24 protein-coding genes are annotated in these 22,452 nt (G+C 53.9%); 14 read left to right on the forward strand and 10 right to left on the reverse strand.

Annotated features, from left to right (window positions below):
- Window positions 1-351, reverse strand: a complete 351-nt coding sequence (gene hypA, locus A9587_RS16125) for a hydrogenase maturation nickel metallochaperone HypA (RefSeq protein WP_001516945.1) — start codon at window positions 349-351, stop codon at window positions 1-3.
- Window positions 352-563: 212 nt separating this feature from the next.
- On the opposite strand from hypA, the gene hycA reads away from it, so the two are divergent.
- From hycA to hypF, 13 genes are all read left to right on the forward strand, one after another.
- A complete protein-coding gene (gene hycA / locus A9587_RS16130; RefSeq protein ID WP_000158067.1) occupies window positions 564-1,025 on the forward strand; it encodes a formate hydrogenlyase regulator HycA in 462 nt (153 codons plus the stop codon).
- 124 nt (window positions 1,026-1,149) lie between these two features.
- Window positions 1,150-1,761, forward strand: coding sequence for a formate hydrogenlyase subunit HycB (hycB, locus tag A9587_RS16135; RefSeq protein WP_001079169.1), 612 nt, complete (start codon window positions 1,150-1,152; stop codon window positions 1,759-1,761).
- Window positions 1,758-3,584: a formate hydrogenlyase subunit 3 gene (hycC, locus tag A9587_RS16140; protein ID WP_001274366.1), complete on the forward strand. Its 1,827-nt coding sequence runs from the start codon at window positions 1,758-1,760 to the stop codon at window positions 3,582-3,584. The genes hycB and hycC overlap by 4 nt, the downstream gene beginning before the upstream one ends.
- A gap of 2 nt (window positions 3,585-3,586) precedes the next feature.
- On the forward strand, window positions 3,587-4,510 hold the full coding sequence (gene hycD, locus A9587_RS16145) for a formate hydrogenlyase subunit HycD (protein WP_001516944.1): 924 nt from the start codon (window positions 3,587-3,589) through the stop codon (window positions 4,508-4,510).
- 17 nt (window positions 4,511-4,527) lie between these two features.
- Window positions 4,528-6,237, forward strand: a complete 1,710-nt coding sequence (hycE, locus tag A9587_RS16150) for a formate hydrogenlyase subunit HycE (RefSeq protein ID WP_001288146.1) — start codon at window positions 4,528-4,530, stop codon at window positions 6,235-6,237.
- 9 nt (window positions 6,238-6,246) lie between these two features.
- Window positions 6,247-6,789, forward strand: coding sequence for a formate hydrogenlyase subunit HycF (gene hycF, locus A9587_RS16155; protein ID WP_000493799.1), 543 nt, complete (start codon window positions 6,247-6,249; stop codon window positions 6,787-6,789).
- Window positions 6,789-7,556 (forward strand): formate hydrogenlyase subunit HycG, encoded by a 768-nt coding sequence (gene hycG, locus A9587_RS16160; protein ID WP_105263605.1) that lies wholly within the window; start codon window positions 6,789-6,791, stop codon window positions 7,554-7,556. The genes hycF and hycG overlap by 1 nt, the downstream gene beginning before the upstream one ends.
- Window positions 7,553-7,963, forward strand: a complete 411-nt coding sequence (gene hycH, locus A9587_RS16165) for a formate hydrogenlyase assembly protein HycH (protein ID WP_001291934.1) — start codon at window positions 7,553-7,555, stop codon at window positions 7,961-7,963. Before hycG ends, hycH begins: the two co-directional genes overlap by 4 nt.
- Window positions 7,956-8,426, forward strand: a complete 471-nt coding sequence (gene hycI / locus A9587_RS16170) for a hydrogenase maturation peptidase HycI (RefSeq protein ID WP_000132959.1) — start codon at window positions 7,956-7,958, stop codon at window positions 8,424-8,426. Before hycH ends, hycI begins: the two co-directional genes overlap by 8 nt.
- A 42-nt stretch (window positions 8,427-8,468) precedes the next feature.
- Entirely contained in the window at window positions 8,469-9,224 is a 756-nt protein-coding gene (locus A9587_RS16175; RefSeq protein ID WP_105263606.1) for a hypothetical protein, read from the forward strand.
- A 45-nt stretch (window positions 9,225-9,269) separates the two neighbouring features.
- On the forward strand, window positions 9,270-9,578 hold the full coding sequence (locus tag A9587_RS16180) for a hypothetical protein (protein WP_133115474.1): 309 nt from the start codon (window positions 9,270-9,272) through the stop codon (window positions 9,576-9,578).
- Complete coding sequence (gene hydN, locus A9587_RS16185; RefSeq protein WP_001078778.1) at window positions 9,556-10,083, forward strand: electron transport protein HydN; 528 nt, start codon at window positions 9,556-9,558, stop codon at window positions 10,081-10,083. Before A9587_RS16180 ends, hydN begins: the two co-directional genes overlap by 23 nt.
- Window positions 10,084-10,234: 151 nt before the next feature.
- On the forward strand, window positions 10,235-12,487 hold the full coding sequence (gene hypF, locus A9587_RS16190; RefSeq protein WP_105263607.1) for a carbamoyltransferase HypF: 2,253 nt from the start codon (window positions 10,235-10,237) through the stop codon (window positions 12,485-12,487).
- A 648-nt stretch (window positions 12,488-13,135) separates the two neighbouring features.
- On the opposite strand, the gene norW is transcribed toward hypF, so the two are convergent.
- Entirely contained in the window at window positions 13,136-14,269 is a 1,134-nt protein-coding gene (norW, locus tag A9587_RS16200) for an NADH:flavorubredoxin reductase NorW (protein ID WP_105263608.1), read from the reverse strand.
- Window positions 14,266-15,705 (reverse strand): anaerobic nitric oxide reductase flavorubredoxin, encoded by a 1,440-nt coding sequence (norV, locus tag A9587_RS16205; RefSeq protein ID WP_105263609.1) that lies wholly within the window; start codon window positions 15,703-15,705, stop codon window positions 14,266-14,268. Before norV ends, norW begins: the two co-directional genes overlap by 4 nt.
- A 186-nt stretch (window positions 15,706-15,891) precedes the next feature.
- Between norV and norR the strand changes: the two genes are divergently transcribed.
- Window positions 15,892-17,406, forward strand: a complete 1,515-nt coding sequence (norR, locus tag A9587_RS16210; RefSeq protein ID WP_000010765.1) for a nitric oxide reductase transcriptional regulator NorR — start codon at window positions 15,892-15,894, stop codon at window positions 17,404-17,406.
- Here norR and gutQ read toward each other — a convergent pair.
- The 7 genes from gutQ to srlA all read right to left on the reverse strand — a co-directional run bounded on the left by gutQ (window position 17,403) and on the right by srlA (window position 22,446).
- Window positions 17,403-18,368, reverse strand: a complete 966-nt coding sequence (gene gutQ, locus A9587_RS16215) for an arabinose-5-phosphate isomerase GutQ (RefSeq protein WP_016262458.1) — start codon at window positions 18,366-18,368, stop codon at window positions 17,403-17,405. The genes norR and gutQ overlap by 4 nt on opposite strands.
- The gene (gene srlR, locus A9587_RS16220; protein WP_000804554.1) at window positions 18,361-19,134 is read right to left on the reverse strand and encodes a glucitol operon DNA-binding transcriptional repressor SrlR; all 774 of its coding nucleotides are present in this window, start codon (window positions 19,132-19,134) and stop codon (window positions 18,361-18,363) included. The genes gutQ and srlR overlap by 8 nt, the downstream gene beginning before the upstream one ends.
- A gap of 66 nt (window positions 19,135-19,200) precedes the next feature.
- Entirely contained in the window at window positions 19,201-19,560 is a 360-nt protein-coding gene (gutM, locus tag A9587_RS16225; RefSeq protein ID WP_105263610.1) for a transcriptional regulator GutM, read from the reverse strand.
- Window positions 19,561-19,761: 201 nt separating this feature from the next.
- Entirely contained in the window at window positions 19,762-20,541 is a 780-nt protein-coding gene (gene srlD, locus A9587_RS16230; protein ID WP_001077342.1) for a sorbitol-6-phosphate dehydrogenase, read from the reverse strand.
- 3 nt (window positions 20,542-20,544) lie between these two features.
- The gene (srlB, locus tag A9587_RS16235; RefSeq protein WP_016242534.1) at window positions 20,545-20,916 is read right to left on the reverse strand and encodes a PTS glucitol/sorbitol transporter subunit IIA; all 372 of its coding nucleotides are present in this window, start codon (window positions 20,914-20,916) and stop codon (window positions 20,545-20,547) included.
- A 10-nt stretch (window positions 20,917-20,926) separates the two neighbouring features.
- Complete coding sequence (srlE, locus tag A9587_RS16240; RefSeq protein WP_000196931.1) at window positions 20,927-21,886, reverse strand: PTS glucitol/sorbitol transporter subunit IIB; 960 nt, start codon at window positions 21,884-21,886, stop codon at window positions 20,927-20,929.
- Window positions 21,883-22,446 (reverse strand): PTS glucitol/sorbitol transporter subunit IIC, encoded by a 564-nt coding sequence (gene srlA, locus A9587_RS16245; protein WP_000573320.1) that lies wholly within the window; start codon window positions 22,444-22,446, stop codon window positions 21,883-21,885. Before srlA ends, srlE begins: the two co-directional genes overlap by 4 nt.
- Window positions 22,447-22,452 lie beyond the last annotated feature (6 nt).

Consider the following 22,452-nt stretch of genomic DNA (forward strand, 5'->3'; position numbering starts at 1 on the left):
TCACTCCTGGTCTATTTCTATCCGCCGAATCTGTAAACCGTCGTCTGCCACAATACGCAGCATGTCGCCATGACACTGTGGACAGCGGCGGACGCGCTGGGTCAGTAGCGTCACATACTGTTGGCATGTTTCACACCAGCATTCGGCCTCTTGTTCTTCGAGGTGCAGTTTACAACCTTCCGCCACGCTGCCGCGGCAAACCAGATCAAAACAAAAGGCAAGAGAGCTGGTTTCGACACAAGAAAATGCGCCAATTTTGAGCCAGACCCCAGTTACGCGTTTTGCGCCATGCTTTGCGGCCTGCTGTTCGATCAATTCCAGTGCCCGTTGGCAGAGGGTTATTTCGTGCATATCGCCTCCCATTAACTATTGCCAGCTATAAGCAATAATTGTGCCAGCGTTGATTATCGCTGCGGTGAATAATGTCGATGATGTCGAAATGACACGTCGACACGGCGTCGAAATTCAGTGGAATCATAAAAAATACTTAAATAACAATAGATTAAAAATTGGCACAAAAAATGCTTGAGGGCAGGCATCTCTGTTAAACGGGTAACCTGACAATGACTATTTGGGAAATAAGCGAGAAAGCCGATTACATCGCACAGCGGCATCGTCGCCTACAGGACCAGTGGCATATTTACTGCAATTCGCTGGTTCAGGGGATCACGTTATCAAAAGCGCGTTTGCATCACGCTATGAGCTGCGCGCCAGATAAAGAACTCTGTTTCGTTCTTTTTGAGCATTTTCGAATTTACGTCACCCTCGGGGATGGTTTTAACAGCCACACCATCGAGTACTACGTTGAAACGAAAGACGGCGAAGATAAACAGCAGATTGCACAGGCTCAGTTGGGCATTGACGGCATGATTGATGGCAAGGTCAACATCCGCAATCGCGAACAAGTGCTGGAACACTATCTCGAAAAAATCGCTGGCGTTTACGACAGCTTATACACCGCCATTGAAAACAATACCCCGGTGAATTTAAGCCAACTGGTAAAGGGACAAAGCTCGGCAGCATGAGCTGAGGCTTTGCCTGTGTTGCAGGCGTCATGCCTGTTTGGGGATGGGCGTGTCGATGAGTGTCGAAAATGACATTTCATCGGCATGTTTTCGTCAAAAATGACAATCACCTGAGGAATGCCTGGTGAATCGTTTTGTAATTGCTGACTCCACGCTCTGTATCGGCTGCCACACCTGTGAAGCAGCCTGTTCAGAGACGCATCGCCAGCACGGCCTGCAATCTATGCCGCGCCTGCGAGTGATGCTGAATGATAAAGAATCTGCACCGCAGCTTTGCCATCACTGCGAAGATGCGCCCTGTGCGGTGGTCTGCCCGGTTAACGCTATCACCCGCGTTGATGGCGCAGTCCAGCTTAATGAAAGTCTGTGCGTAAGCTGCAAACTATGCGGCATTGCCTGTCCGTTTGGCGCAATCGAATTTTCCGGCAGCCGTCCGCTGGATATTCCGGCAAACGCCAATACCGCGAAAGCGCCACCGGCACCGCCTGCTCCGGCGCGTGTCAGCACGTTGCTTGACTGGGTGCCGGGTATTCGCGCAATCGCCGTCAAATGTGACCTCTGTAGTTTTGATGAACAAGGTCCGGCCTGCGTGCGGATGTGCCCGACCAAAGCCCTGCATCTGGTGGATAACACCGATATCGCCCGCGTCAGCAAGCGTAAGCGTGAGCTGACTTTTAACACGGACTTTGGCGATCTCACCTTGTTTCAGCAGGCTCAAAGTGGAGAGGCTAAATGAGCGCAATTTCACTGATCAATAGCGGCGTGGCGTGGTTTGCCGCCGCCGCTGTTCTGGCATTTCTCTTTTCTTTTCATAAGGCGCTAAGTGGCTGGATTGCCGGGATTGGCGGCGCGGTCGGTAGCCTGTACACGGCTGCTGCAGGGTTCACCGTGCTGACTGGCGCGGTCGGCGTGAGCGGTGCGCTGTCGCTGGTGAGTTTTGATATCCAAATCTCCCCGCTTAACGCGATTTGGCTGATTACCCTTGGTCTGTGCGGCCTGTTTGTCAGCCTCTACAACATTGACTGGCATCGCCATGCGCAGGTGAAATGCAACGGCTTGCAGATCAATATGTTGATGGCTGCCGCCGTGTGCGCTGTCATCGCCAGTAACCTGGGCATGTTCGTGGTAATGGCTGAAATCATGGCTCTGTGCGCGGTGTTCCTCACCAGTAATAGCAAAGAGGGCAAACTGTGGTTTGCGCTGGGGCGTCTTGGCACTTTGCTGCTGGCGATCGCTTGCTGGCTGGTGTGGCAGCGTTATGGCACGCTGGATTTGCGCCTGTTGGATATGCGCGTGCAACAACTGCCGCTCGGTTCCGATATCTGGCTGCTTGGCGTGATTGGCTTTGGCCTGCTGGCCGGGATTATCCCACTGCATGGTTGGGTGCCGCAGGCTCATGCCAACGCCTCTGCGCCAGCGGCAGCGCTGTTTTCCACAGTAGTGATGAAAATTGGCCTGCTGGGTATTTTAACTCTGTCGCTGCTGGGGGGTAACGCGCCGCTGTGGTGGGGGATTGCGCTGCTGGTGCTCGGCATGATCACCGCGTTCGTCGGCGGTCTGTATGCACTGATGGAGCACAATATCCAGCGTCTGCTGGCTTACCACACGCTGGAAAATATCGGCATTATCCTGCTGGGGCTGGGCGCTGGTGTAACGGGTATCGCGCTTGAACAACCGGCGCTGATTGCCCTTGGCCTGGTCGGTGGTCTGTACCATCTGCTTAACCATAGCCTGTTCAAAAGCGTACTGTTCCTCGGCGCGGGTAGCGTCTGGTTCCGTACTGGTCATCGCGATATCGAAAAACTGGGCGGAATTGGCAAGAAAATGCCGGTTATCTCCATCGCCATGTTAGTCGGGCTGATGGCAATGGCGGCGCTGCCGCCGCTGAACGGGTTTGCCGGTGAATGGGTTATCTATCAATCCTTCTTCAAACTGAGCAATAGCGGCGCGTTTGTTGCCCGTCTGCTGGGGCCGCTGCTCGCTGTGGGTCTGGCAATTACCGGTGCGCTGGCGGTGATGTGTATGGCGAAAGTCTATGGCGTAACCTTCCTCGGCGCACCGCGTACCAAAGAAGCTGAAAACGCCACCTGTGCGCCGATCCTGATGAGCGTAAGTGTGGTGGCACTGGCGATTTGCTGCGTGATTGGCGGTGTTGCTGCGCCGTGGCTGCTGCCGATGCTGTCTGCTGCTGTACCTCTGCCGCTGGAGCCTGCTAACACCACCGTTTCTCAACCGATGATCACGTTGCTGCTGATTGCCTGCCCGCTGCTGCCATTCATCATTATGGCGATTTGCAAAGGCGACCGTCTGCCGTCACGTTCCCGTGGCGCGGCATGGGTGTGTGGCTATGACCACGAAAAATCAATGGTGATTACTGCTCACGGTTTTGCCATGCCGGTGAAACAGGCGTTTGCGCCGGTGCTGAAACTGCGCAAAGTGCTGAATCCGGTGTCGCTGGTGCCGGGCTGGCAGAGCGAGGGAAGTGCGTTGCTGTTCCGCCGGATGGCGCTGGTTGAACTGGCGGTACTGGTGGTGATTATTGTTTCACGAGGAGCCTGAGAATGAGTGTTTTGTATCCGTTAATTCAGGCGCTGGTGTTATTTGCCGTTGCGCCGCTGCTCTCCGGTATTACCCGCGTGGCGCGCGCCCGTCTGCATAACCGTCGCGGACCAGGCGTGCTGCAGGAGTATCGCGACATTATCAAACTGCTGGGTCGCCAGAGCGTTGGCCCGGATGCCTCTGGCTGGGTGTTTCGCCTGACGCCGTATGTGATGGTGGGCGTCATGCTGACTATCGCCACTGCGTTACCGGTAGTGACCGTCGGTTCTCCGCTGCCGCAACTGGGTGATTTGATCACCTTACTGTATCTCTTCGCTATCGCGCGTTTCTTCTTTGCCATTTCCGGTCTGGATACCGGTAGCCCGTTTACCGCTATCGGCGCGAGCCGTGAAGCGATGCTGGGTGTGCTGGTTGAGCCGATGCTGCTGCTTGGGCTGTGGGTCGCCGCACAGGTTGCCGGTTCCACCAACATCAGCAACATCACCGACACCGTTTATCACTGGCCGCTGAGCCAAAGTATTCCACTGGTGCTGGCGCTCTGCGCCTGTGCATTCGCCACCTTTATCGAAATGGGCAAACTGCCGTTCGACCTGGCGGAAGCCGAGCAGGAGTTGCAGGAAGGGCCGCTCTCTGAATACAGCGGTAGCGGCTTTGGCGTAATGAAATGGGGTATCAGCCTGAAACAACTGGTGGTGTTGCAGATGTTCGTCGGGGTGTTTATCCCGTGGGGACAAATGGAAACCTTCACCGCCGGTGGGCTGCTGCTGGCATTGGTGATTGCCATCGTCAAACTGGTGGTCGGTGTACTGGTTATCGCGCTATTCGAAAACAGCATGGCCCGTCTGCGTCTTGATATTACTCCGCGCATGACCTGGGCTGGTTTTGGTTTTGCATTTTTAGCGTTCGTCTCCTTGCTGGCGGCGTGATTAAAGAGAGTTTGAGCATGTCTGAAGAAAAATTAGGTCAACATTATCTCGCCGCGCTGAATGAGGCATTTCCGGGCGTCGTGCTGGACCACGCCTGGCAGACCAAAGATCAGCTTACCGTTACCGTAAAGGTGAACTACCTGCCGGAAGTGGTGGAGTTTCTCTACTACAAACAGGGTGGCTGGCTGTCGGTGCTGTTTGGTAACGACGAGCGCAAACTGAATGGCCATTATGCCGTTTACTACGTGCTGTCGATGGAGAAGGGCACCAGGTGCTGGATAACCGTGCGTGTCGAAGTTGACGCCAACAAACCAGAATATCCGTCCGTGACGCCGCGCGTTCCGGCGGCGGTGTGGGGCGAGCGTGAAGTGCGCGATATGTACGGTTTGATTCCGGTTGGCCTGCCGGATGAACGTCGTCTGGTGCTGCCGGATGACTGGCCAGATGAACTCTACCCGCTGCGTAAAGACAGCATGGATTATCGTCAGCGTCCGGCACCGACCACCGATGCTGAAACCTACGAGTTCATCAACGAACTGGGTGATAAGAAAAATAACGTTGTACCGATTGGTCCGCTACATGTCACTTCTGACGAACCGGGGCACTTCCGTCTGTTCGTCGATGGTGAAAACATTATCGACGCCGACTACCGCCTGTTCTACGTCCATCGTGGCATGGAAAAACTGGCGGAAACCCGCATGGGTTATAACGAAGTGACGTTCCTCTCTGACCGTGTTTGCGGGATCTGCGGCTTCGCCCACAGCACCGCCTACACCACGTCGGTGGAAAACGCGATGGGCATTCAGGTACCAGAGCGTGCGCAGATGATCCGCGCCATTCTGCTGGAAGTGGAACGTCTGCACTCGCATCTGCTCAACCTCGGCCTTGCCTGCCACTTTACTGGCTTTGACTCCGGCTTTATGCAGTTCTTCCGCGTGCGCGAATCCTCCATGAAAATGGCGGAGATCCTCACCGGGGCGCGTAAAACTTACGGTCTGAACTTGATCGGCGGGATTCGTCGCGATCTACTGAAAGATGACATGATCCAGACCCGCCAACTGGCGCAGCAAATGCGTCGTGAAGTGCGGGAACTGGTGGATGTGCTGCTGAGTACGCCAAACATGGAACAGCGCACCGTCGGAATTGGTCGTCTTGATCCAGAAATCGCCCGCGACTTCAGTAACGTTGGGCCGATGGTTCGCGCCAGCGGCCACGCTCGTGATACCCGTGCCGATCACCCGTTTGTTGGTTATGGCTTGCTGCCGATGGAAGTACACAGCGAACAGGGTTGTGACGTTATTTCGCGCCTGAAAGTGCGTATCAACGAAGTCTTTACTTCGCTCAATATGATCGACTACGGCCTGGATAACTTGCCAGGTGGCCCGCTGGCGGTGGAAGGATTCACCTATATTCCACACCGTTTTGCGTTGGGCTTTGCCGAAGCGCCGCGTGGTGATGATATTCACTGGAGCATGACCGGCGACAACCAGAAGCTGTACCGCTGGCGCTGCCGCGCGGCAACCTACGCTAACTGGCCGACCCTGCGCTATATGCTGCGTGGCAACACCGTTTCTGATGCACCGCTGATTATCGGTAGCCTCGACCCTTGCTACTCCTGTACCGACCGCATGACCGTGGTCGATGTGCGTAAGAAGAAGAGCAAAGTGGTGCCGTACAAAGAACTTGAGCGCTACAGCATTGAGCGTAAAAACTCGCCGCTGAAATAAGGAATCGCCATGTTTACCTTTATCAAAAAAGTCATCAAAACCGGCACGGCGACCTCGTCTTATCCGCTGGAGCCGATTGCGGTTGATAAAAACTTCCGTGGTAAGCCAGAGCAGAACCCGCAGCAGTGCATCGGCTGTGCGGCCTGTGTCAATGCCTGCCCGTCAAACGCCTTAACGGTTGAAACCGACCTCGCCACTGGTGAGCTGGCGTGGCAGTTCAATCTTGGTCGTTGCATCTTCTGTGGCCGCTGCGAAGAAGTCTGCCCGACAGCGGCGATTAAACTGTCGCAAGAGTACGAACTGGCAGTGTGGAAGAAAGAAGACTTCCTGCAACAGTCCCGTTTCGCGCTGTGCAACTGCCGCGTCTGCAATCGTCCTTTCGCCGTACAGAAAGAGATCGACTACGCCATTGCGCTGCTTAAGCACAACGGCGACAGCCGCGCGGAAAACCACCGCGAAAGCTTTGAGACTTGCCCGGAATGTAAGCGCCAGAAATGCCTGGTGCCGTCCGACCGTATTGAACTGACTCGCCATATGAAAGAGGCCATCTGATGAGCAATTTATTAGGCCCCCGTGACGCCAACGGCATTCCGGTCCCGATGACGGTGGATGAATCCATCGCCAGCATGAAGGCGTCGTTACTGAAAAAAATCAAACGTTCTGCCTACGTTTACCGCGTGGACTGTGGCGGCTGTAACGGCTGTGAAATCGAAATTTTCGCCACGCTTTCGCCGCTGTTCGATGCAGAACGCTTCGGCATTAAGGTCGTTCCGTCCCCGCGTCATGCGGATATTTTGCTATTTACCGGCGCGGTCACCCGTGCAATGCGATCCCCTGCGCTGCGTGCGTGGCAGTCCGCGCCGGACCCGAAAATCTGTATCTCCTACGGTGCCTGCGGTAACAGCGGCGGCATTTTTCACGATCTCTACTGCGTGTGGGGCGGTACAGATAAAATCGTCCCGGTGGATGTCTACATTCCGGGTTGCCCGCCAACGCCTGCCGCCACGCTGTACGGCTTTGCGATGGCGCTCGGTTTGCTGGAACAGAAAATCCACGCCCGTGGCCCCGGCGAACTGGATGAACAACCGGCAGAAATCCAGCACCCGGAAATGGTGCAGCCGCTGCGCGTAAAAGTGGATCGCGAAGCGCGCCGCCTGGCGGGTTACCGTTACGGTCGGCAGATTGCTGATGATTTCCTGACGCAGTTAGGGCAGGGCGAAGAGCAGGTTGCACGCTGGCTGGAGGCGGAAAACGATCCGCGTCTGAACGAGATTGTCAGCCATCTGAATCATGTTGTTGAAGAGGCGCGTATCCGATGAGTGAAAAGGTGGTGTTCAGTCAACTGAGCCGTAAATTTATTGATGAGAACGATGCCACGCCTTCTGAGGCGCAGCAGGTGGTCTATTACAGCCTGGCGATTGGTCACCACCTTGGGGTTATCGATTGCCTGGAAGCGGCGCTTACCTGCCCGTGGGATGAATACCTGGCATGGATTGCGACACTGGAGGCGGGCAGCGAAGCCCGCCGAAAAATGGAAGGCGTGCCGAAATACGGTGAGATCGTCATCGACATTAACCATGTGCCGATGCTGGCCAATGCATTCGATAAAGCTCGGGCAGCGCAAACTTCGCAGCAGAAGGAATGGAGTACAATGCTGTTAAGTATGCTGCATGATATTCATCAGGAAAACGCCATCTATTTGATGGTGAGGAGATTGCGTGACTGACGTTTTACTTTGTGTTGGCAATAGCATGATGGGCGATGATGGCGCGGGCCCGTTGCTGGCAGAAAAGTGCGCCGCCGCGCCGAAAGGTAACTGGGTGGTGATTGACGGCGGTAGCGCACCGGAAAACGACATTGTCGCCATCCGCGAGCTGCGCCCGACACGACTGCTGATTGTCGACGCCACTGATATGGGGCTAAACCCCGGCGAGATCCGCATCATCGACCCGGATGACATCGCTGAGATGTTTATGATGACGACCCATAACATGCCGTTGAATTACCTTATCGACCAATTGAAAGAAGATATTGGCGAAGTGATTTTCCTCGGCATCCAGCCGGATATCGTCGGCTTTTACTACCCGATGACCCAGCCGATTAAAGATGCGGTGGAAACCGTTTATCAACGGCTGGAAGGCTGGGAAGGAAACGGCGGATTTGCGCAGTTAGCGGCGGAAGAAGAGTAGTTCTTCGTTAAGGAGTTCAGGGAATTGAAAATCAGGACAGGGATGTGCGCTTTTTTATTGGGCTTTGTGCTGCCTGCGCAGGCCACCAGCTTTACCGAATATCTGCCGATGAGTGACAGCGAATACGCGCAAAAGCGTGCGCTGAAATCTCTCCTGACCATGCCTGATTTTACCGATCAAAACTGGCATTTTAGAAAAGTGGGCGTTGCTGGCGTGACGCTTGAGAAGATGCCAAATGAAGAGGATTACTGGCAATTAACCGCTAAAGACCGCGCTGGTAAATCCTGGTTTGTGCCTGTGGGTGTGCTGCAAAATATGGCGGGTAATGCGCAATTTTACCGTGCTGACCTCGATCGTAATGGCATTCAGGATTTGGTTATCTGGCGAGGCGTTTCGGGAAACGGGCTGGCGCCTTCCTCGTTTTTGATCCTGATGACCTTTAATCAGCAAGGTCGCCCGTGTGTTTTCCAGGTCGATGGTTTTTACACCGCAAGCAAAACTGGCGTAGATGATTTGCTGGATTTGCAAGGCAATGGTCACACGCAATTGCTGGATATGCAGTTTGATTCTGGTTACTGGATAACCAGTCTGTATCAGGTAAAAGACGCCAAATGGCAGCGCGTTCACGGCTGGTTTGGCAAGTTAAGCTATCCCGCTCTCACGCGTTTTGCTTATACCCCCAACCGTAAACTCATCATCAAACCCATCGCCGGGCGCGACCCGCAAACGGAAGATCTGGCGCTGACGCAGCGTTGTTTGATAAAGGGGGATGTGCTTGATGGGGTGAATCAGCTCTGACAGCAAACGCTAAATTGCCTGATGCGCTACGTTTATCGGGCCTGGATGGTTCGTGCGACGTGTAAGCTGCATCCGGCAGGGTTGCCTAATCTAAATCTTCACCATTACTGGCAATCACTTTTTTATACTGGCGACGATAAAACATTCATCAGAAAATTGATTCACTGCGATTCTCTCATTGCCTTACCGTCATCACATGTCATCGTCACTAGTGTCGATGACAGTGTTTTTGTCGGCCCCAGAAAATTATTTTCCTTATATAACAGCAAATTAAAAACTGGCATGATTTATGAATGTATCGGCGCATTAACTGTCATTGCTGGAGAATTTGATGAACCGTTTCATCATTGCTGACGCGAGTAAATGTATTGGTTGCCGTACCTGTGAAGTAGCGTGCGTGGTTTCTCATCAGGAAAATCAGGATTGCGCTTCGCTGACTCCGGAAACTTTTTTACCGCGTATCCATGTCATTAAAGGTGTGAACATTTCCACTGCTACTGTTTGTCGTCAGTGTGAAGATGCTCCGTGCGCTAATGTCTGCCCGAATGGTGCTATCAGCCGTGATAAAGGGTTTGTTCATGTCATGCAGGAACGCTGCATTGGTTGCAAAACCTGCGTTGTGGCTTGCCCGTACGGCGCGATGGAAGTGGTGGTGCGTCCGGTGATTCGCAACAGCGGCGCGGGGCTGAATGTACGTGCCGATAAAGCCGAAGCCAATAAATGCGATCTGTGTAACCATCGTGAAGACGGCCCTGCGTGTATGGCTGCGTGCCCGACGCATGCGCTGATTTGTGTCGATCGTAATAAACTTGAGCAACTGAGCGCAGAAAAACGCCGCCGCACGGCGATGATGTTCTAAAAATCTTACATAACTATTCTGGCATCAAAGGAATTCCCCGAAATATTCGTAGAATACGGAGCGGGCGATATTGCTGACCTGTGACTACCGGATGCGATGCTGTCGCATCCGGTAGGGTGGGTTATGGATTCATGATGGCGGGAATAACTCAATGGCAAAAAACACATCTTGCGGTGTTCAACTGCGTATTCGTGGCAAAGTGCAGGGCGTTGGTTTTCGTCCGTTTGTCTGGCAACTGGCACAGCAATTAAATCTTCACGGCGATGTCTGTAATGACGGCGATGGCGTGGAAGTCCGGCTGCTGGAAGATCCGCAAACGTTTCTTGTTCAATTGCATCAACACTGCCCGCCGCTGGCGCGTATTGATAGCGTTGATCGTGAGCCGTTTATCTGGTCACAACTGCCCACTGAGTTCACTATCCGCCAGAGCACAGGCGGCACCATGAATACGCAAATTGTTCCGGATGCCGCCACGTGCCCTGCCTGTCTTGCTGAAATGAATACCCTGGGCGAACGGCGTTATCGTTATCCGTTTATCAACTGTACCCACTGCGGCCCGCGTTTCACCATTATTCGCGCGATGCCTTATGACCGCCCATTTACCGTGATGGCAGCGTTTCCGTTATGTCCGGCCTGTGACAAAGAATACCGCGACCCGCTCGATCGTCGCTTCCATGCCCAGCCGGTGGCTTGCCCGGAATGTGGTCCGCATCTTGAATGGGTAAGTAATGATGTACATGCCAAACAAGAGGCTGCTTTACAGGCTGCTATAGCACAGTTAAAAGCGGGAAAAATCGTCGCCATCAAAGGGATTGGCGGATTTCATCTCGCCTGTGATGCACGTAACAGTGACGCGATAGCAACACTACGAGCGCGCAAACATCGCCCGGCGAAACCGCTGGCGGTTATGTTGCCAACGGTAGAAAACCTACCAGAGGCTGTCCGTCAGTTGCTCACCACGCCTGCCGCGCCGATTGTGCTGGTGGATAAAAAATACGTTCCCGAACTTTGTGACAATATTGCCCCATGCCTTAACGAAGTTGGGGTGATGTTGCCTGCGAATCCACTGCAACATTTGTTGTTGCAGGAACTGCAATGCCCGCTGGTGATGACCTCCGGCAACCTGAGTGGCAAACCTCCGGCTATCAGCAATGAACAGGCGCTGGAGGATTTGCAGGACATTGCCGACGGATTCTTGTTGCATAACCGCGATATTGTGCAGCGGATGGATGACTCGGTAGTGCGCGAAAGTGGCGAAATGTTGCGCCGTTCGCGTGGCTATGTACCGGATGCGCTGGCTTTGCCGCCGGGTTTTAAAAATGTGCCGCCGATGCTGTGTCTTGGCGCAGATCTGAAAAACACCTTCAGCCTGGTGCGTGGTGAACAAGCCGTGTTGAGTCAGCATCTGGGCGATTTAAGCGACGATGGTATCCAGATGCAGTGGCGCGAAGCGTTACGCCTGATGCAGAACATCTACGATTTCACCCCGCAATGTGTTGTGCATGACGCGCATCCGGGCTATGTCTCCAGCCAGTGGGCGAGTGAAATGAATCTGCCGACGCAAACGGTGTTGCATCATCATGCTCATGCGGCGGCGTGTCTGGCGGAGCATAACTGGCCGCTGGATGGCGGTGATGTCATTGCTTTGACGCTTGACGGTATCGGTATGGGCGAGAACGGCGCTTTGTGGGGCGGCGAGTGCCTGCGGGTGAACTATCGTGAATGCGAGCGCCTGGGCGGCTTGCCTGCAGTGGCGCTTCCTGGTGGTGATCTTGCCGCAAAGCAGCCGTGGCGTAACCTGCTGGCGCAGTGCCTGCGCTTTGTGCCGGAGTGGCAGAATTATCCTGAAACGGTAAGTGTGCAACAGCAAAACTGGAGCGTGCTGGCGCGGGCCATTGAACGAGGCATTAACGCGCCGCTGGCGTCATCGTGCGGGCGTTTGTTCGATGCCGTGGCGGCGGCGCTGGGCTGTGCGCCAGCCACGTTAAGTTATGAAGGGGAAGCGGCTTGTACGCTGGAGGCGCTGGCGTCTTCATGCCACGGCGTGAAGCATCCGGTGACAATGCCGTTGGTCAATAATCACCTGGATCTCGCCATTTTCTGGCGGCAGTGGCTGAACTGGCAAGCTCCGGTTAATCAACGGGCGTGGGCGTTTCATGATGCGCTGGCGCAGGGGTTTGCCGAGTTGATGCGCGAGCAGGCTACGATGCGCGGTATCACTACGCTGGTATTCAGCGGCGGGGTTATTCATAACCGCCTGCTGCGTGCACGTCTGGCGCATTATCTCGCTGATTTCACATTGCTTTTCCCGCAGAGTTTACCTGCGGGTGATGGTGGATTATCACTGGGGCAGGGGGTTATTGCTGCGGCTCGCTGGCTGGCGGAAGAAGTCCAGAACGGATAAAACGTGTTGCATTTGGACACCATTGCCGGATGCGGCGTAAACGCCTTATCCGGCCTACACATGTGCTCCCCGTAGGTCGAATAAGACGCGCCAGCGTCGCATCCGACATTTTGGGCACAGTAGGCGGATGCGTCATGAACGCATTATGTGACCAACATATGCGCTCTCTGTAGGTCGGATAAGGCGCGCCAGCGTCGCATCCGACATTTTGGGCACAGTAGGCGGATGCGTCATGAACGCATTATGTGACCAACATATACGCTCTCCGTAGGTCGGATAAGGCGCGCCAGCGTCGCATCCGACATTTTGGGCACAGTAGGCGGATGCGTCATGAACGCATTATGTGGCCAACATATGCGCTCTCTGTAGGTCGGATAAGGCGCGCCAGCGTCGCATCCGACATTTTGGGCACAGTAGGCGGATGCGTCATGAACGCATTATGTGACCAACATATACGCTCCCCGTAGGTCGAATAAGGCGCGCCAGCGTTGCATCCGGCATTTTGGGCACAGTAGGCGGATGCGTCATGAACGCATTATGTGACCAACATATACGCTCTCCGTAGGTCGGATAAGGCGCTCGCGCCGCATCCGACAACCGTGTTGCCTGATGCGACGCTGGCATTTTGGGCACAGTAGCCAGATGCGCCTACACCGGTAACGTTTTCAACAATCCAAACGCCTCTTTCATCCGATCTTCACTGACCACAAAGGCACGTAACTGATCGGTATCGTCCAGACCGCGTGCCACCATTCCCTGGTTTTCGGCACAAATCTGCCAGCGTAAATCCCGACGCTGGGTTTCCCCTGCCAGATGCAGTGGTAACTCTGGCGTTTTGATTTTTACCAGCATCGCCGGTAGTTTCAGAGGCGTATTAGCGCCGAGCAGATTTTTTGCCAGCATCATTGCGCTAAGTTGAATCGGCTGCAGAAACGGCAGTACCTGACCGTTAATTTCCGCGCAATCGCCCAGCGCGTAAATATCGGCATTGCTGGTTTGCAGATAACTATCGACGCAAACGCCGCGATTAATCGTCAGCCCGGCGCGTCGTGCCAGGGCGGTTTCCGGGCGCAGCCCGGTGGCGGCAATCACCGCATCCACTTCGATGCTGCGCTGGCGGTCCAGGGTTGCACGGATGCCAGAATCCGTTTTTTCCAGCGCCAGTAACTGAGATTTCAACAGCAGATGGACGCCCATCTCCGTCAACCGATGTTGTAAGCGACTGCTTACTTCCGGTGGCATTAACGATGCCAGAATACTGGCGGCGTTGTCGATCAGCGTGACTGCTTTGCCTGCCCGACAAGAATCCATCGCCAGTTCGCTACCAATCAGGCCGCCACCGACAATCAACACGCGCTGCGCTTCCCGTAGTTGCGTTTCACAGGCGCGATACTCTTGCTGACTATTTAAAGTAAGCATTAACTCACGCCCAGGCACCGGCGGGACGAAGGCGCTGGCACCGGTTGCCAGCACTAACTTGTCGTACTGCCACTGATTATTCTGGCTTTTCACCACATGGGCTTCGGCATCAATATCCGTCACCCAGGTTTGTGGAAACAGGCGCAGATTAAACTGTTCGGCAAATTCTCCCGCCGTCTGGCGGGTAAGGTCGTCGGCACGTTGTCCCTGACTGATAACATGGCTAAGATCAGGTTTGTTGTACTCATCCATGCTATCGGCAGCAATCAGGGTTAATGGAATACTGGCGTCCTGTTTGCGAATATTTTTCACCAGTTGGCGGGCGGCGAAGCCCGAACCAATGATCACAATACCGTTGCTCATTTTGCCTCCGATGCCAGTTCATCAAAGACGTCTTTGCCGAGGGAACATTCCGGGCACAGGAAGTTATCCGGAACTTCACTCCACGGCGTTCCCGGCGCGACGTCCTGCATTGGCTCGCCTTTTGCTGGATCGTAAATCCACTGGCAGACGCTGCACTGCATCCGTGGGCCGAGGTCGGTTGTTGTGGTGGCACTGGTTTCTTCTTTAACCACCGTATTCACTGTGCCCTGCGGCAGCGGCGCGAGCGCCCACTGACGGGCGATTTCACGACCGTGTTCACGACATAACTCCAGCGCGTCCTGATCCGGTCGCCATTTGGCTTTCAGACTAAGTGACATTTCGAAGCCTGCATCCTGCAAGCGCGTAGAAAGACGATCAACCGCACCGCCGCTCCAGCCGTGGGAGCCGAAAGCGCTGGCGCGTTTGTTACGGAAGCGCAATCCGGTCATCTCCTCCACCAGCCCGGCGATTTTCGGCATCATTACGTTATTCATCGTCGAAGTCCCAACCAGCACGCCTTTTGAGCGGAAGACATTGGTCAGGATTTCGTTTTTATCGCTCCGGGCGACGTTGAAAATTTTCACCGCTACGCGCGGGTCGGTTTCTGCAATCCCCTGGGCGATAGCGTCAGCCATCATGCGGGTGTTATTCGACATGGTGTCGTAGAAAATAGTGATCCTGTCTTCCTGATAATCCGCCGCCCATTTCAGGTACAGCTCGACAATCTGCGTCGGGTTATCGCGCCACACCACACCGTGAGAGGTGGCAATCATATCGACCGGCAAGTTAAAGCCCAGAATCTCGGTGATTTTGGGAGTTACCAGGCGGCTGAACGGCGTCAGGATATTGGCGTAGTAACGCTGGCACTGTTCGAAAAGCTCGGTCTGATCCACTTCATCGTTGAACAGATGCTCGTCGCAGTAGTGCTGACCAAAGGCATCGTTACTGAACAGCACTGCATCGCCCGTCAGGTAAGTCATCATGCTGTCCGGCCAGTGGAGCATTGGTGTTTCGACAAAAATGAGCTGTTTGCCATTACCGATATCCAGCGTGTCGCCGGTTTTCACCACGTTGAAATTCCACTCCGGATGATGGTGATGACCATTAATTGAGTCGATGGCGTTGGCAGTACAGTAGATTGGCGTATCCGGAATTTGCGCCATCAGTTCGGTCAGCGCCCCGGCGTGGTCTTCTTCTGCATGGTTAATTACGATGTAATCGATATCTGCCAGATCGATTTCATTACGCAGGTTCTGCACAAATTCGCGGCTGAATTTATGGTCGACAGTGTCGATTAGCACGTTTTTTTCTTCGCGAATGAGGTAGCTGTTGTAGCTGCTGCCGCGCAGCGTTTTATATTCTGTGCCGTGAAAATCACGCACTTCCCAGTCACGTTGACCAACCCAATGAATGTTATTTTTCACCACAATAGACATAGCAACCTCAATTTATTCAGCGTGTTCTAAAAAGATGTCTTGTTAATTGCAGATTGCGTGCCAGTTTTTTATCTAATTGTTTTTACTCTATAAATTAATTTATGCTCATTAATGAGTAGTCAAAATGACTATTAATCAGATGGTCGATATGACAATATCTATAGTCAAATTGACAGTGAGGCAAAGATGAGTTTTTCCGTTGATGTGCTGGCGAATATCGCCATCGAATTGCAGCGCGGGATTGGCCATCAGGATCGTTTTCAACGCCTGATTACCACGCTGCGTCAGGTGCTGGAGTGTGATGCGTCAGCGTTGCTGCGCTACGACTCGCGGCAATTTATTCCGCTCGCCATCGACGGGCTGGCAAAAGATGTGCTCGGCAGACGCTTTGCGCTGGAAGGGCATCCGCGGCTGGAAGCGATTGCCCGCGCCGGGGACGTGGTGCGTTTTCCTGCAGACAGCGAATTACCCGATCCCTATGACGGTTTGATTCCCGGGCAGGAGAGTCTGAAGGTTCATGCCTGTGTTGGTCTGCCATTGTTTGCCGGGCAAAACCTGATTGGCGCATTGACGCTCGACGGGATGCAGCCCGATCAGTTCGATGTTTTCAGCGATGAAGAGTTACGGCTGATTGCCGCGCTGGCGGCGGGGGCGTTAAGCAATGCGTTGCTGATTGAACAACTGGAAAGCCAGAATATGTTGCCGGGTCATGCCGTGCCGTTTGAAGCGGTGAAAGAGATGCAGATGATTGGCCTGTCGCCAGGTATGACGCAACTGAAAAAAGAGATTGAGATTGTGGCAGCGTCCGATCTCAACGTCTTAATTAGCGGTGAGACGGGAACAGGTAAGGAGCTGGTGGCGAAAGCGATTCATGAAGCCTCGCCGCGGGCGGTGAATCCGCTGGTTTATCTCAACTGCGCCGCACTGCCGGAAAGCGTGGCGGAAAGTGAGCTGTTCGGGCATGTGAAAGGGGCGTTTACCGGCGCTATCAGTAACCGCAGTGGTAAGTTTGAAATGGCGGATAACGGTACGCTGTTTCTGGATGAGATCGGTGAGTTGTCGTTGGCATTGCAGGCCAAGCTACTGCGGGTGTTGCAGTATGGCGATATTCAGCGCGTTGGCGATGACCGCAGTTTGCGGGTGGATGTGCGCGTACTGGCAGCGACTAACCGCGACTTGCACGAAGAAGTACTGGCAGGGCGATTTCGCGCCGATTTATTCCATCGCCTGAGTGTGTTTCCGCTTTCCGTGCCGCCGCTACGTGAGCGGGGCGATGACGTTATTTTGCTGGCGGGTTATTTCTGCGAGCAGTGCCGTCTGCGACTGGGACTTTCTCGCGTGGTGTTGAGCGCCAGTGCGCGGAATTTATTGCAACACTACCGTTTTCCGGGAAACGTGCGCGAACTGGAACATGCTATTCATCGGGCGGTAGTGCTGGCGAGAGCGACCCGCAGCGGTGATGAAGTGATTCTTGAGGCGCAACATTTTGCTTTTCCTGAGGTGACGTTGCCGTCGCCAGAAGTGACGACAGTGCCCGTCGTTAAACAAAACCTGCGTGAAGCGACAGAAGAGTTCCAGCGCGAAACCATTCGCCAGGCGCTGGCACAAAATAATCACAATTGGGCCGCCTGTGCGCGGATGCTGGAAATCGACGTCGCCAACCTGCATCGGCTGGCGAAACGTCTGGGATTGAAGGATTAAATAATCCCGGCCTGATAGAAATCCTGCAGGTTAATCGCGCCGGCGAGTTTACCGTTTTCATCTACCACCGGTGCGGCGGTGATTTTGCGCTTCATCAGGATCTCTTTGGCGTCAATGGCGCGGCTTTGTGCCTGTAATGTGGTGCCACCAGCCGTCATCGCTTCATTAACGGGCGTGGTGAGTGCACCACCGCCAACCAGCCAGCGACGTAAATCGCCGTCGGTAAAGACGCCTTTCACCAGTCGTTGATCATCACACACTGCCACCAGCCCTAACCCGGTGCGGCTGAGTTCCAGCATCGCGTCCATCACGCTGGCAGTTAACGCCACCTGCGGGACAGCATCATCACGGCGCATCAGATGATGCACTTTGTTCAGCAAGCGAGCGCCCAGCGCGCCGGCTGGATGGGAGCGGGCAAAATCTTCTTCATTAAACCCACGCGCCTGCATGACCGCCATCGCCAGCGCATCGCCCATCATCAGGGTATTGACGGTGCTGGAAGTCGGCGCAAGGTGCATCGGGCAGGCTTCGCGTTCTACGGAAATATCCAGCACCGCTTTCGCCGCCAGACCCAGCGGTGACGTCGGTTTACCGGTCATTGCCAGCAGAGCAATAGATTTGTCTTCCAGACGCGGAATAATCAGATCCAGTTCCTTTGCGCCACCGGAGTACGAGATAAACAGCATTACATCGCGGCTTTCAATCATCCCCAGATCGCCGTGCAGTGCCTCTGCCGGATGGACAAAAAAAGCAGGCGTGCCAGTGCTGGCAAGCGTTGCGGCGATTTTCTTACCAATGTGACCCGATTTGCCAATTCCCGAAACCACCACTTTGCCTTCGCAGTGCAGGATGATATTGGCGGCGCGAACAAAATCATCGCCCAGACGTTCAGGTAAACGGCTTGCTTCCTGCAACTCCAGCATTAACGTCTGACGTCCCGCGTTCAGTAGTGCTTCACTCATTGCTTTCTCCGGTGATGATCACGTCGATCCCTTTCTCTTCCAGCGCCTGACGAAACGCTGGAGAAATGCCTGCGTCGGTAATGAGTTTATCGACGCTTTCAAGACTGCAAACTACATTGGGGCTTTTACGACCAAACTTCGATGAGTCAGCCATCAAAATAACTTCGCGCGCAGCATTACACATCGCTTTACTGACGGTGTAGACCTCGTTGAAAGTCGTTACGCCTGCATTCAGATCGATGCCGTCGGTGCCCATAAACAATTTATCGAAGCTGAAATGTTCGAAGGCATTCTCGGCAAGTTGCCCGTGAAATGAGGCCGATTTTTTGCGAAATGTTCCGCCAGGCATCAGGATGGTTTGCTCGTTATCCAGTTCGGATAGCGCATTGACAATATGCAGACTGTTGGTCATCACTGTGATGTTATTAAAGCGCGAGAGCATTGGCACCATCTGCAATACGGTACTGCCAGCATCGAGAATGATTGAGTCGCCATCGTGGATAAAACTGACGGCGGCTTCCGCTATCAACTCTTTTTTGTGGGTGTTGATGAGCGTTTTATGATCGATTGGCGGATCGGATTCCTCTTTATTTAACACCACGCCGCCATAGGTACGAATGACGGTTCCGGCATGTTCCAGAATGACCAGATCTTTGCGAATGGTTGTGCCTGTGGTGTCAAAGTATTGCGCCAATTCTTCAACCGAGCATTTCCCCTGCTTTTGCAGATACTCCAGAATGGCGGCCTGACGCTGACGAGGTTTCATAGGCGTGATTACCTGATTTAGGTTTCAAAATGATAACTTCGCAAGCAAGTAGCATTCACAACGAAATTATCTACGTTTCAGTTTAAGCGCCAATGATAGAGCATTCTGCGATAATGGATCATGGGGAAAGATCACATCGGGCCGTAAATCAGCAGAATGCATACCCGTAATGGCGGGAATTTTTTGCGGTCGGGCGAAAACGGTCAGTCCTTTCATAAACAAGGTGTCGACGATGCGCTGCTGATCGTCCAGGGCGATGGCGACTACGACCCGCGGTTTAAAGCGCCCGCTGGAACGGCCCACGCCAACGCGGCCTTGCTGGCAAAGTGCATCGAAGGCACGGTTAAAACGAGAAATTTGCCAGCCGCCTAAGACCAGTTGTGTACACCAGGCGATAACGGCGACGGTGATGAGAGCGGATACCATAACTTCTCCTTATATGTGGTGGCGGAGGATTTTCGCTGAGAATGTTTACAGTGTGTGCTTTATTCATGCCGGATGCGGCGTGAACGCCTTATTAGGTCTTAAAAGTTCTGTTAATTCAATGTGTTGTATGGGGGCGTAGGCCTGATAAGCGTAGCGCATCAGGCAGTCTCGCGGAGATCCTTAAAGGATCTCCGCTGTTGATCAGAACATGACCTGACCGCCAGTGACATTAATCGACTGCCCGGTGCAGTACGACGCTTTTGGACTGGCGTAGAACAACAACATATTCAGCACGTCCTGATAATCGCAGCCGCGCTTAAGTGGCACTTTATCGATGTAATATTGCTCGACTTGATCCGGTTTTATGCCCAGCTTAGTGGCGTATTGCGGCAATAGTGACTGGAACATAGGTGATTTCAGCAAGTTACCGAGCATCAGTGAATGCACCGTAATGCCGTACTCCGCAAGATCCAACGCCAGTGACTGGGTAAGACCGACTCCGCCAAATTTCGCGGCGCTGTAACCAGAGTTGTGTTTGCTGCCCACTTTGCCTGATTTCGAGTTGATCTGAATAATCCGTCCCTGAATGCCGTCGCGGATCATCAGGCGCGAAAATTCACGCGCACAAAGGAAGTAGCCCACCAGATTTACCTGTAGCGAGCGGTCAAAATCCCCCAGTTGGAAATCGCTGATAAACGCTGCTTTAGCAATTCCGGCGCTGTAGACCAGTAAATCCACACGACCAAAGATCTCATCTACCCCACGAGAGAGTGCCAGTACGCTCTGCTCGCTGGTGGCATCAGCACCAAAACCATATGCCATGCCTTCGCCATATTCTGCATTAATTTCTTGCGCCACATTTGCAGCTTTGTCGCTCTGAATATCGACAACCGCCACGCGATACCCCTCGGCAGCCAGACCGTGGCACAGGAACGCGCCTAAGGTTTGCCCACCACCGATGACAACAGCAACCTGATTCATTTTTTACTCCTTAACAGATTCAAACTTCAAAACTGATCCCGGCGCGATATCGTCGGGTACGGGGCCTGCCACATGGACAGTGCCCGGAAATTCCGCTTCGCTTAAACCATCGAAGCGCAGGGTGACATGACCCAGTTCGCGAAGGTTGTCTTCCGCCACGCTGCCAACGGCGGTTACCGGATAGCGATGCTGTCCGAGAGAAAATTGCAAACCGGGATGGAGTTCACCTTTCAATTCGCCGTGGCAATGAATGAAGCAATACTCTTCGAGATCCGCAGGCGCGCCTTCACGAAAGGTGATGAGCATCTGATCGCTGAGAGCGTCAGTCGCACTCGCGCCGATACGGGTGATGGTGGTCTGATAAATAACGGTCATGTTTTAACCTCTATTGATAGATAAAACCGGAGACAAACCAGGCGATAAGTACGGTAGGCGCGCCGGTCAGAAAGCGGCTCACCAGTACAGAAGGGACACCGACGCGAACCGTGTCCTGACGGGCTTCCGCCAGAGACAAACCGACCGGGATAAAATCGCAGGCCGCCTGCGCGTTGATGGCAAACAGCGCCGGTAAAGCCAGATGCGGCGGAATATTGCCGAGACCAATCTGCACGCCAATCAATACGCCGATAACCTGCGCGATAACCGCGCCAGGGCCGAGGAAAGGCGAAAGCAGCGGAAAGGAGCAGATGAGTGCCAGCATCACCAGTCCCAGAGGATGACTGGCCAGCGGAGCAAGACCGTGGGCTATCCAGTCGCCAAGACCGGAAGCCATAATGATGCCGATAAGCGCCGAGACGAACGCCATAAACGGCAGGATGGTTTTTAATACGGTGTCGATGGTGTCGCGGCCAGACTGGAACAGCACGGCAACCGCAGACCCCATGCCCATTCCTACTTTCGCCAGTAAGCCATCGCTTTGTTCGGTGATTTTCTTGCTGGTGTCGTAGTCACGACCTACGGTAGAGGATTGTGGAGCAGCATCACCCACTACAGTGATGTTTTCTTCTTTTACACCGGAGACATAAATATCTTCCACGATGTACTGCGCCAGCGGACCGGACTTGCCCGTTGAGTGGATATTGATAGTGGGAATACGCCGCTTGGGATAGATGCCGCAGCGCAGTGTACCGCCACAGTCGATTACCGCGACGCCGATTTCCGCTTCTGCGGGTTCACCTTCTTTAAATCCGTCGATAGCCTGCCAGCCAGTAAGCTGTGCCAGTTTGTCGACAATCGCAGGACGTGTACCGGCGGTGATATAGACGATTTTTTTCCCCGGAGTGGCTTCCAGCTCCAGCGGGCCGCCCCAGCCACCCGTCCCTTTTTCGATCCGAATACGTGTCATGATGTTGCTCCTGCCAGACGAACTTTCTGTTCAAGTTGAATGCCCATCTTTTTCTCAAAAATGGCGGTGGTCAGGTCGGTCACCCAACCGCGGAAGAAGTTAGTGATCAGGCCTACCAACAGATAACTGACGGCCAGCGGGCCAAGTGGCAGGTTCAGCGTTGTCAGACCGCTGGCAATTCCAAGATAAACAAACAATTCGCCGGGGTTGATATGGGGGAAGAGGCCATTCATTGAGTGGCAGCTATAAGAAGCCGCCGCATAGTAGCTGGGTTTGTACTTTTCCGGCATAAAGCGACCGAGGCTTAAGGTCATGGGGTTACAAAAGACAAACGTACCAATGCACGGTAGCAGCAGGTAACGGGAAACAGGATTACCGGCGCAACGTTGAGCAAAACGTTCAATACGATGTTGACCGATAAAATTAATCAGTGCGTTCATGATTACCAGCAGGCTAATCAACAGCGGAAGAATGCCGGTCACCATCCCGGTAAACACCTCTCCGCCTTTCTGGAACAGCCCGATGAACCACTCTGCGCCATGAGTAATGGTTTCTATCATTGTTCT

This window comes from Escherichia sp. MOD1-EC6162 (genome assembly GCF_002965125.1).
In the GTDB taxonomy this organism is placed as follows: Bacteria; Pseudomonadota; Gammaproteobacteria; order Enterobacterales; family Enterobacteriaceae; genus Escherichia; species Escherichia marmotae.

What these genes read in the sequence shown, in the direction of transcription:
- hycA (WP_000158067.1), top strand. Translation starts at nt 564, where the DNA reads ATGACTATTTGGGAAATAAGCGAGAAAGCCGATTACATCGCACAGCGG.
- hycF (WP_000493799.1), top strand. Translation starts at nt 6,247, where the DNA reads ATGTTTACCTTTATCAAAAAAGTCATCAAAACCGGCACGGCGACCTCG.
- A9587_RS16175 (WP_105263606.1), top strand. Translation starts at nt 8,469, where the DNA reads ATGTGCGCTTTTTTATTGGGCTTTGTGCTGCCTGCGCAGGCCACCAGC.
- srlD (WP_001077342.1), bottom strand. Translation starts at nt 20,541, where the DNA reads ATGAATCAGGTTGCTGTTGTCATCGGTGGTGGGCAAACCTTAGGCGCG.
- norV (WP_105263609.1), bottom strand. Translation starts at nt 15,705, where the DNA reads ATGTCTATTGTGGTGAAAAATAACATTCATTGGGTTGGTCAACGTGAC.
- hycG (WP_105263605.1), top strand. Translation starts at nt 6,789, where the DNA reads ATGAGCAATTTATTAGGCCCCCGTGACGCCAACGGCATTCCGGTCCCG.
- srlR (WP_000804554.1), bottom strand. Translation starts at nt 19,134, where the DNA reads ATGAAACCTCGTCAGCGTCAGGCCGCCATTCTGGAGTATCTGCAAAAG.
- norW (WP_105263608.1), bottom strand. Translation starts at nt 14,269, where the DNA reads ATGAGCAACGGTATTGTGATCATTGGTTCGGGCTTCGCCGCCCGCCAA.
- hypF (WP_105263607.1), top strand. Translation starts at nt 10,235, where the DNA reads ATGGCAAAAAACACATCTTGCGGTGTTCAACTGCGTATTCGTGGCAAA.
- srlB (WP_016242534.1), bottom strand. Translation starts at nt 20,916, where the DNA reads ATGACCGTTATTTATCAGACCACCATCACCCGTATCGGCGCGAGTGCG.
- hycE (WP_001288146.1), top strand. Translation starts at nt 4,528, where the DNA reads ATGTCTGAAGAAAAATTAGGTCAACATTATCTCGCCGCGCTGAATGAG.
- gutM (WP_105263610.1), bottom strand. Translation starts at nt 19,560, where the DNA reads ATGGTATCCGCTCTCATCACCGTCGCCGTTATCGCCTGGTGTACACAA.
- srlE (WP_000196931.1), bottom strand. Translation starts at nt 21,886, where the DNA reads ATGACACGTATTCGGATCGAAAAAGGGACGGGTGGCTGGGGCGGCCCG.
- hypA (WP_001516945.1), bottom strand. Translation starts at nt 351, where the DNA reads ATGCACGAAATAACCCTCTGCCAACGGGCACTGGAATTGATCGAACAG.
- norR (WP_000010765.1), top strand. Translation starts at nt 15,892, where the DNA reads ATGAGTTTTTCCGTTGATGTGCTGGCGAATATCGCCATCGAATTGCAG.
- hycD (WP_001516944.1), top strand. Translation starts at nt 3,587, where the DNA reads ATGAGTGTTTTGTATCCGTTAATTCAGGCGCTGGTGTTATTTGCCGTT.
- hydN (WP_001078778.1), top strand. Translation starts at nt 9,556, where the DNA reads ATGAACCGTTTCATCATTGCTGACGCGAGTAAATGTATTGGTTGCCGT.
- A9587_RS16180 (WP_133115474.1), top strand. Translation starts at nt 9,270, where the DNA reads ATGGTTCGTGCGACGTGTAAGCTGCATCCGGCAGGGTTGCCTAATCTA.
- gutQ (WP_016262458.1), bottom strand. Translation starts at nt 18,368, where the DNA reads ATGAGTGAAGCACTACTGAACGCGGGACGTCAGACGTTAATGCTGGAG.
- srlA (WP_000573320.1), bottom strand. Translation starts at nt 22,446, where the DNA reads ATGATAGAAACCATTACTCATGGCGCAGAGTGGTTCATCGGGCTGTTC.
- hycH (WP_001291934.1), top strand. Translation starts at nt 7,553, where the DNA reads ATGAGTGAAAAGGTGGTGTTCAGTCAACTGAGCCGTAAATTTATTGAT.
- hycC (WP_001274366.1), top strand. Translation starts at nt 1,758, where the DNA reads ATGAGCGCAATTTCACTGATCAATAGCGGCGTGGCGTGGTTTGCCGCC.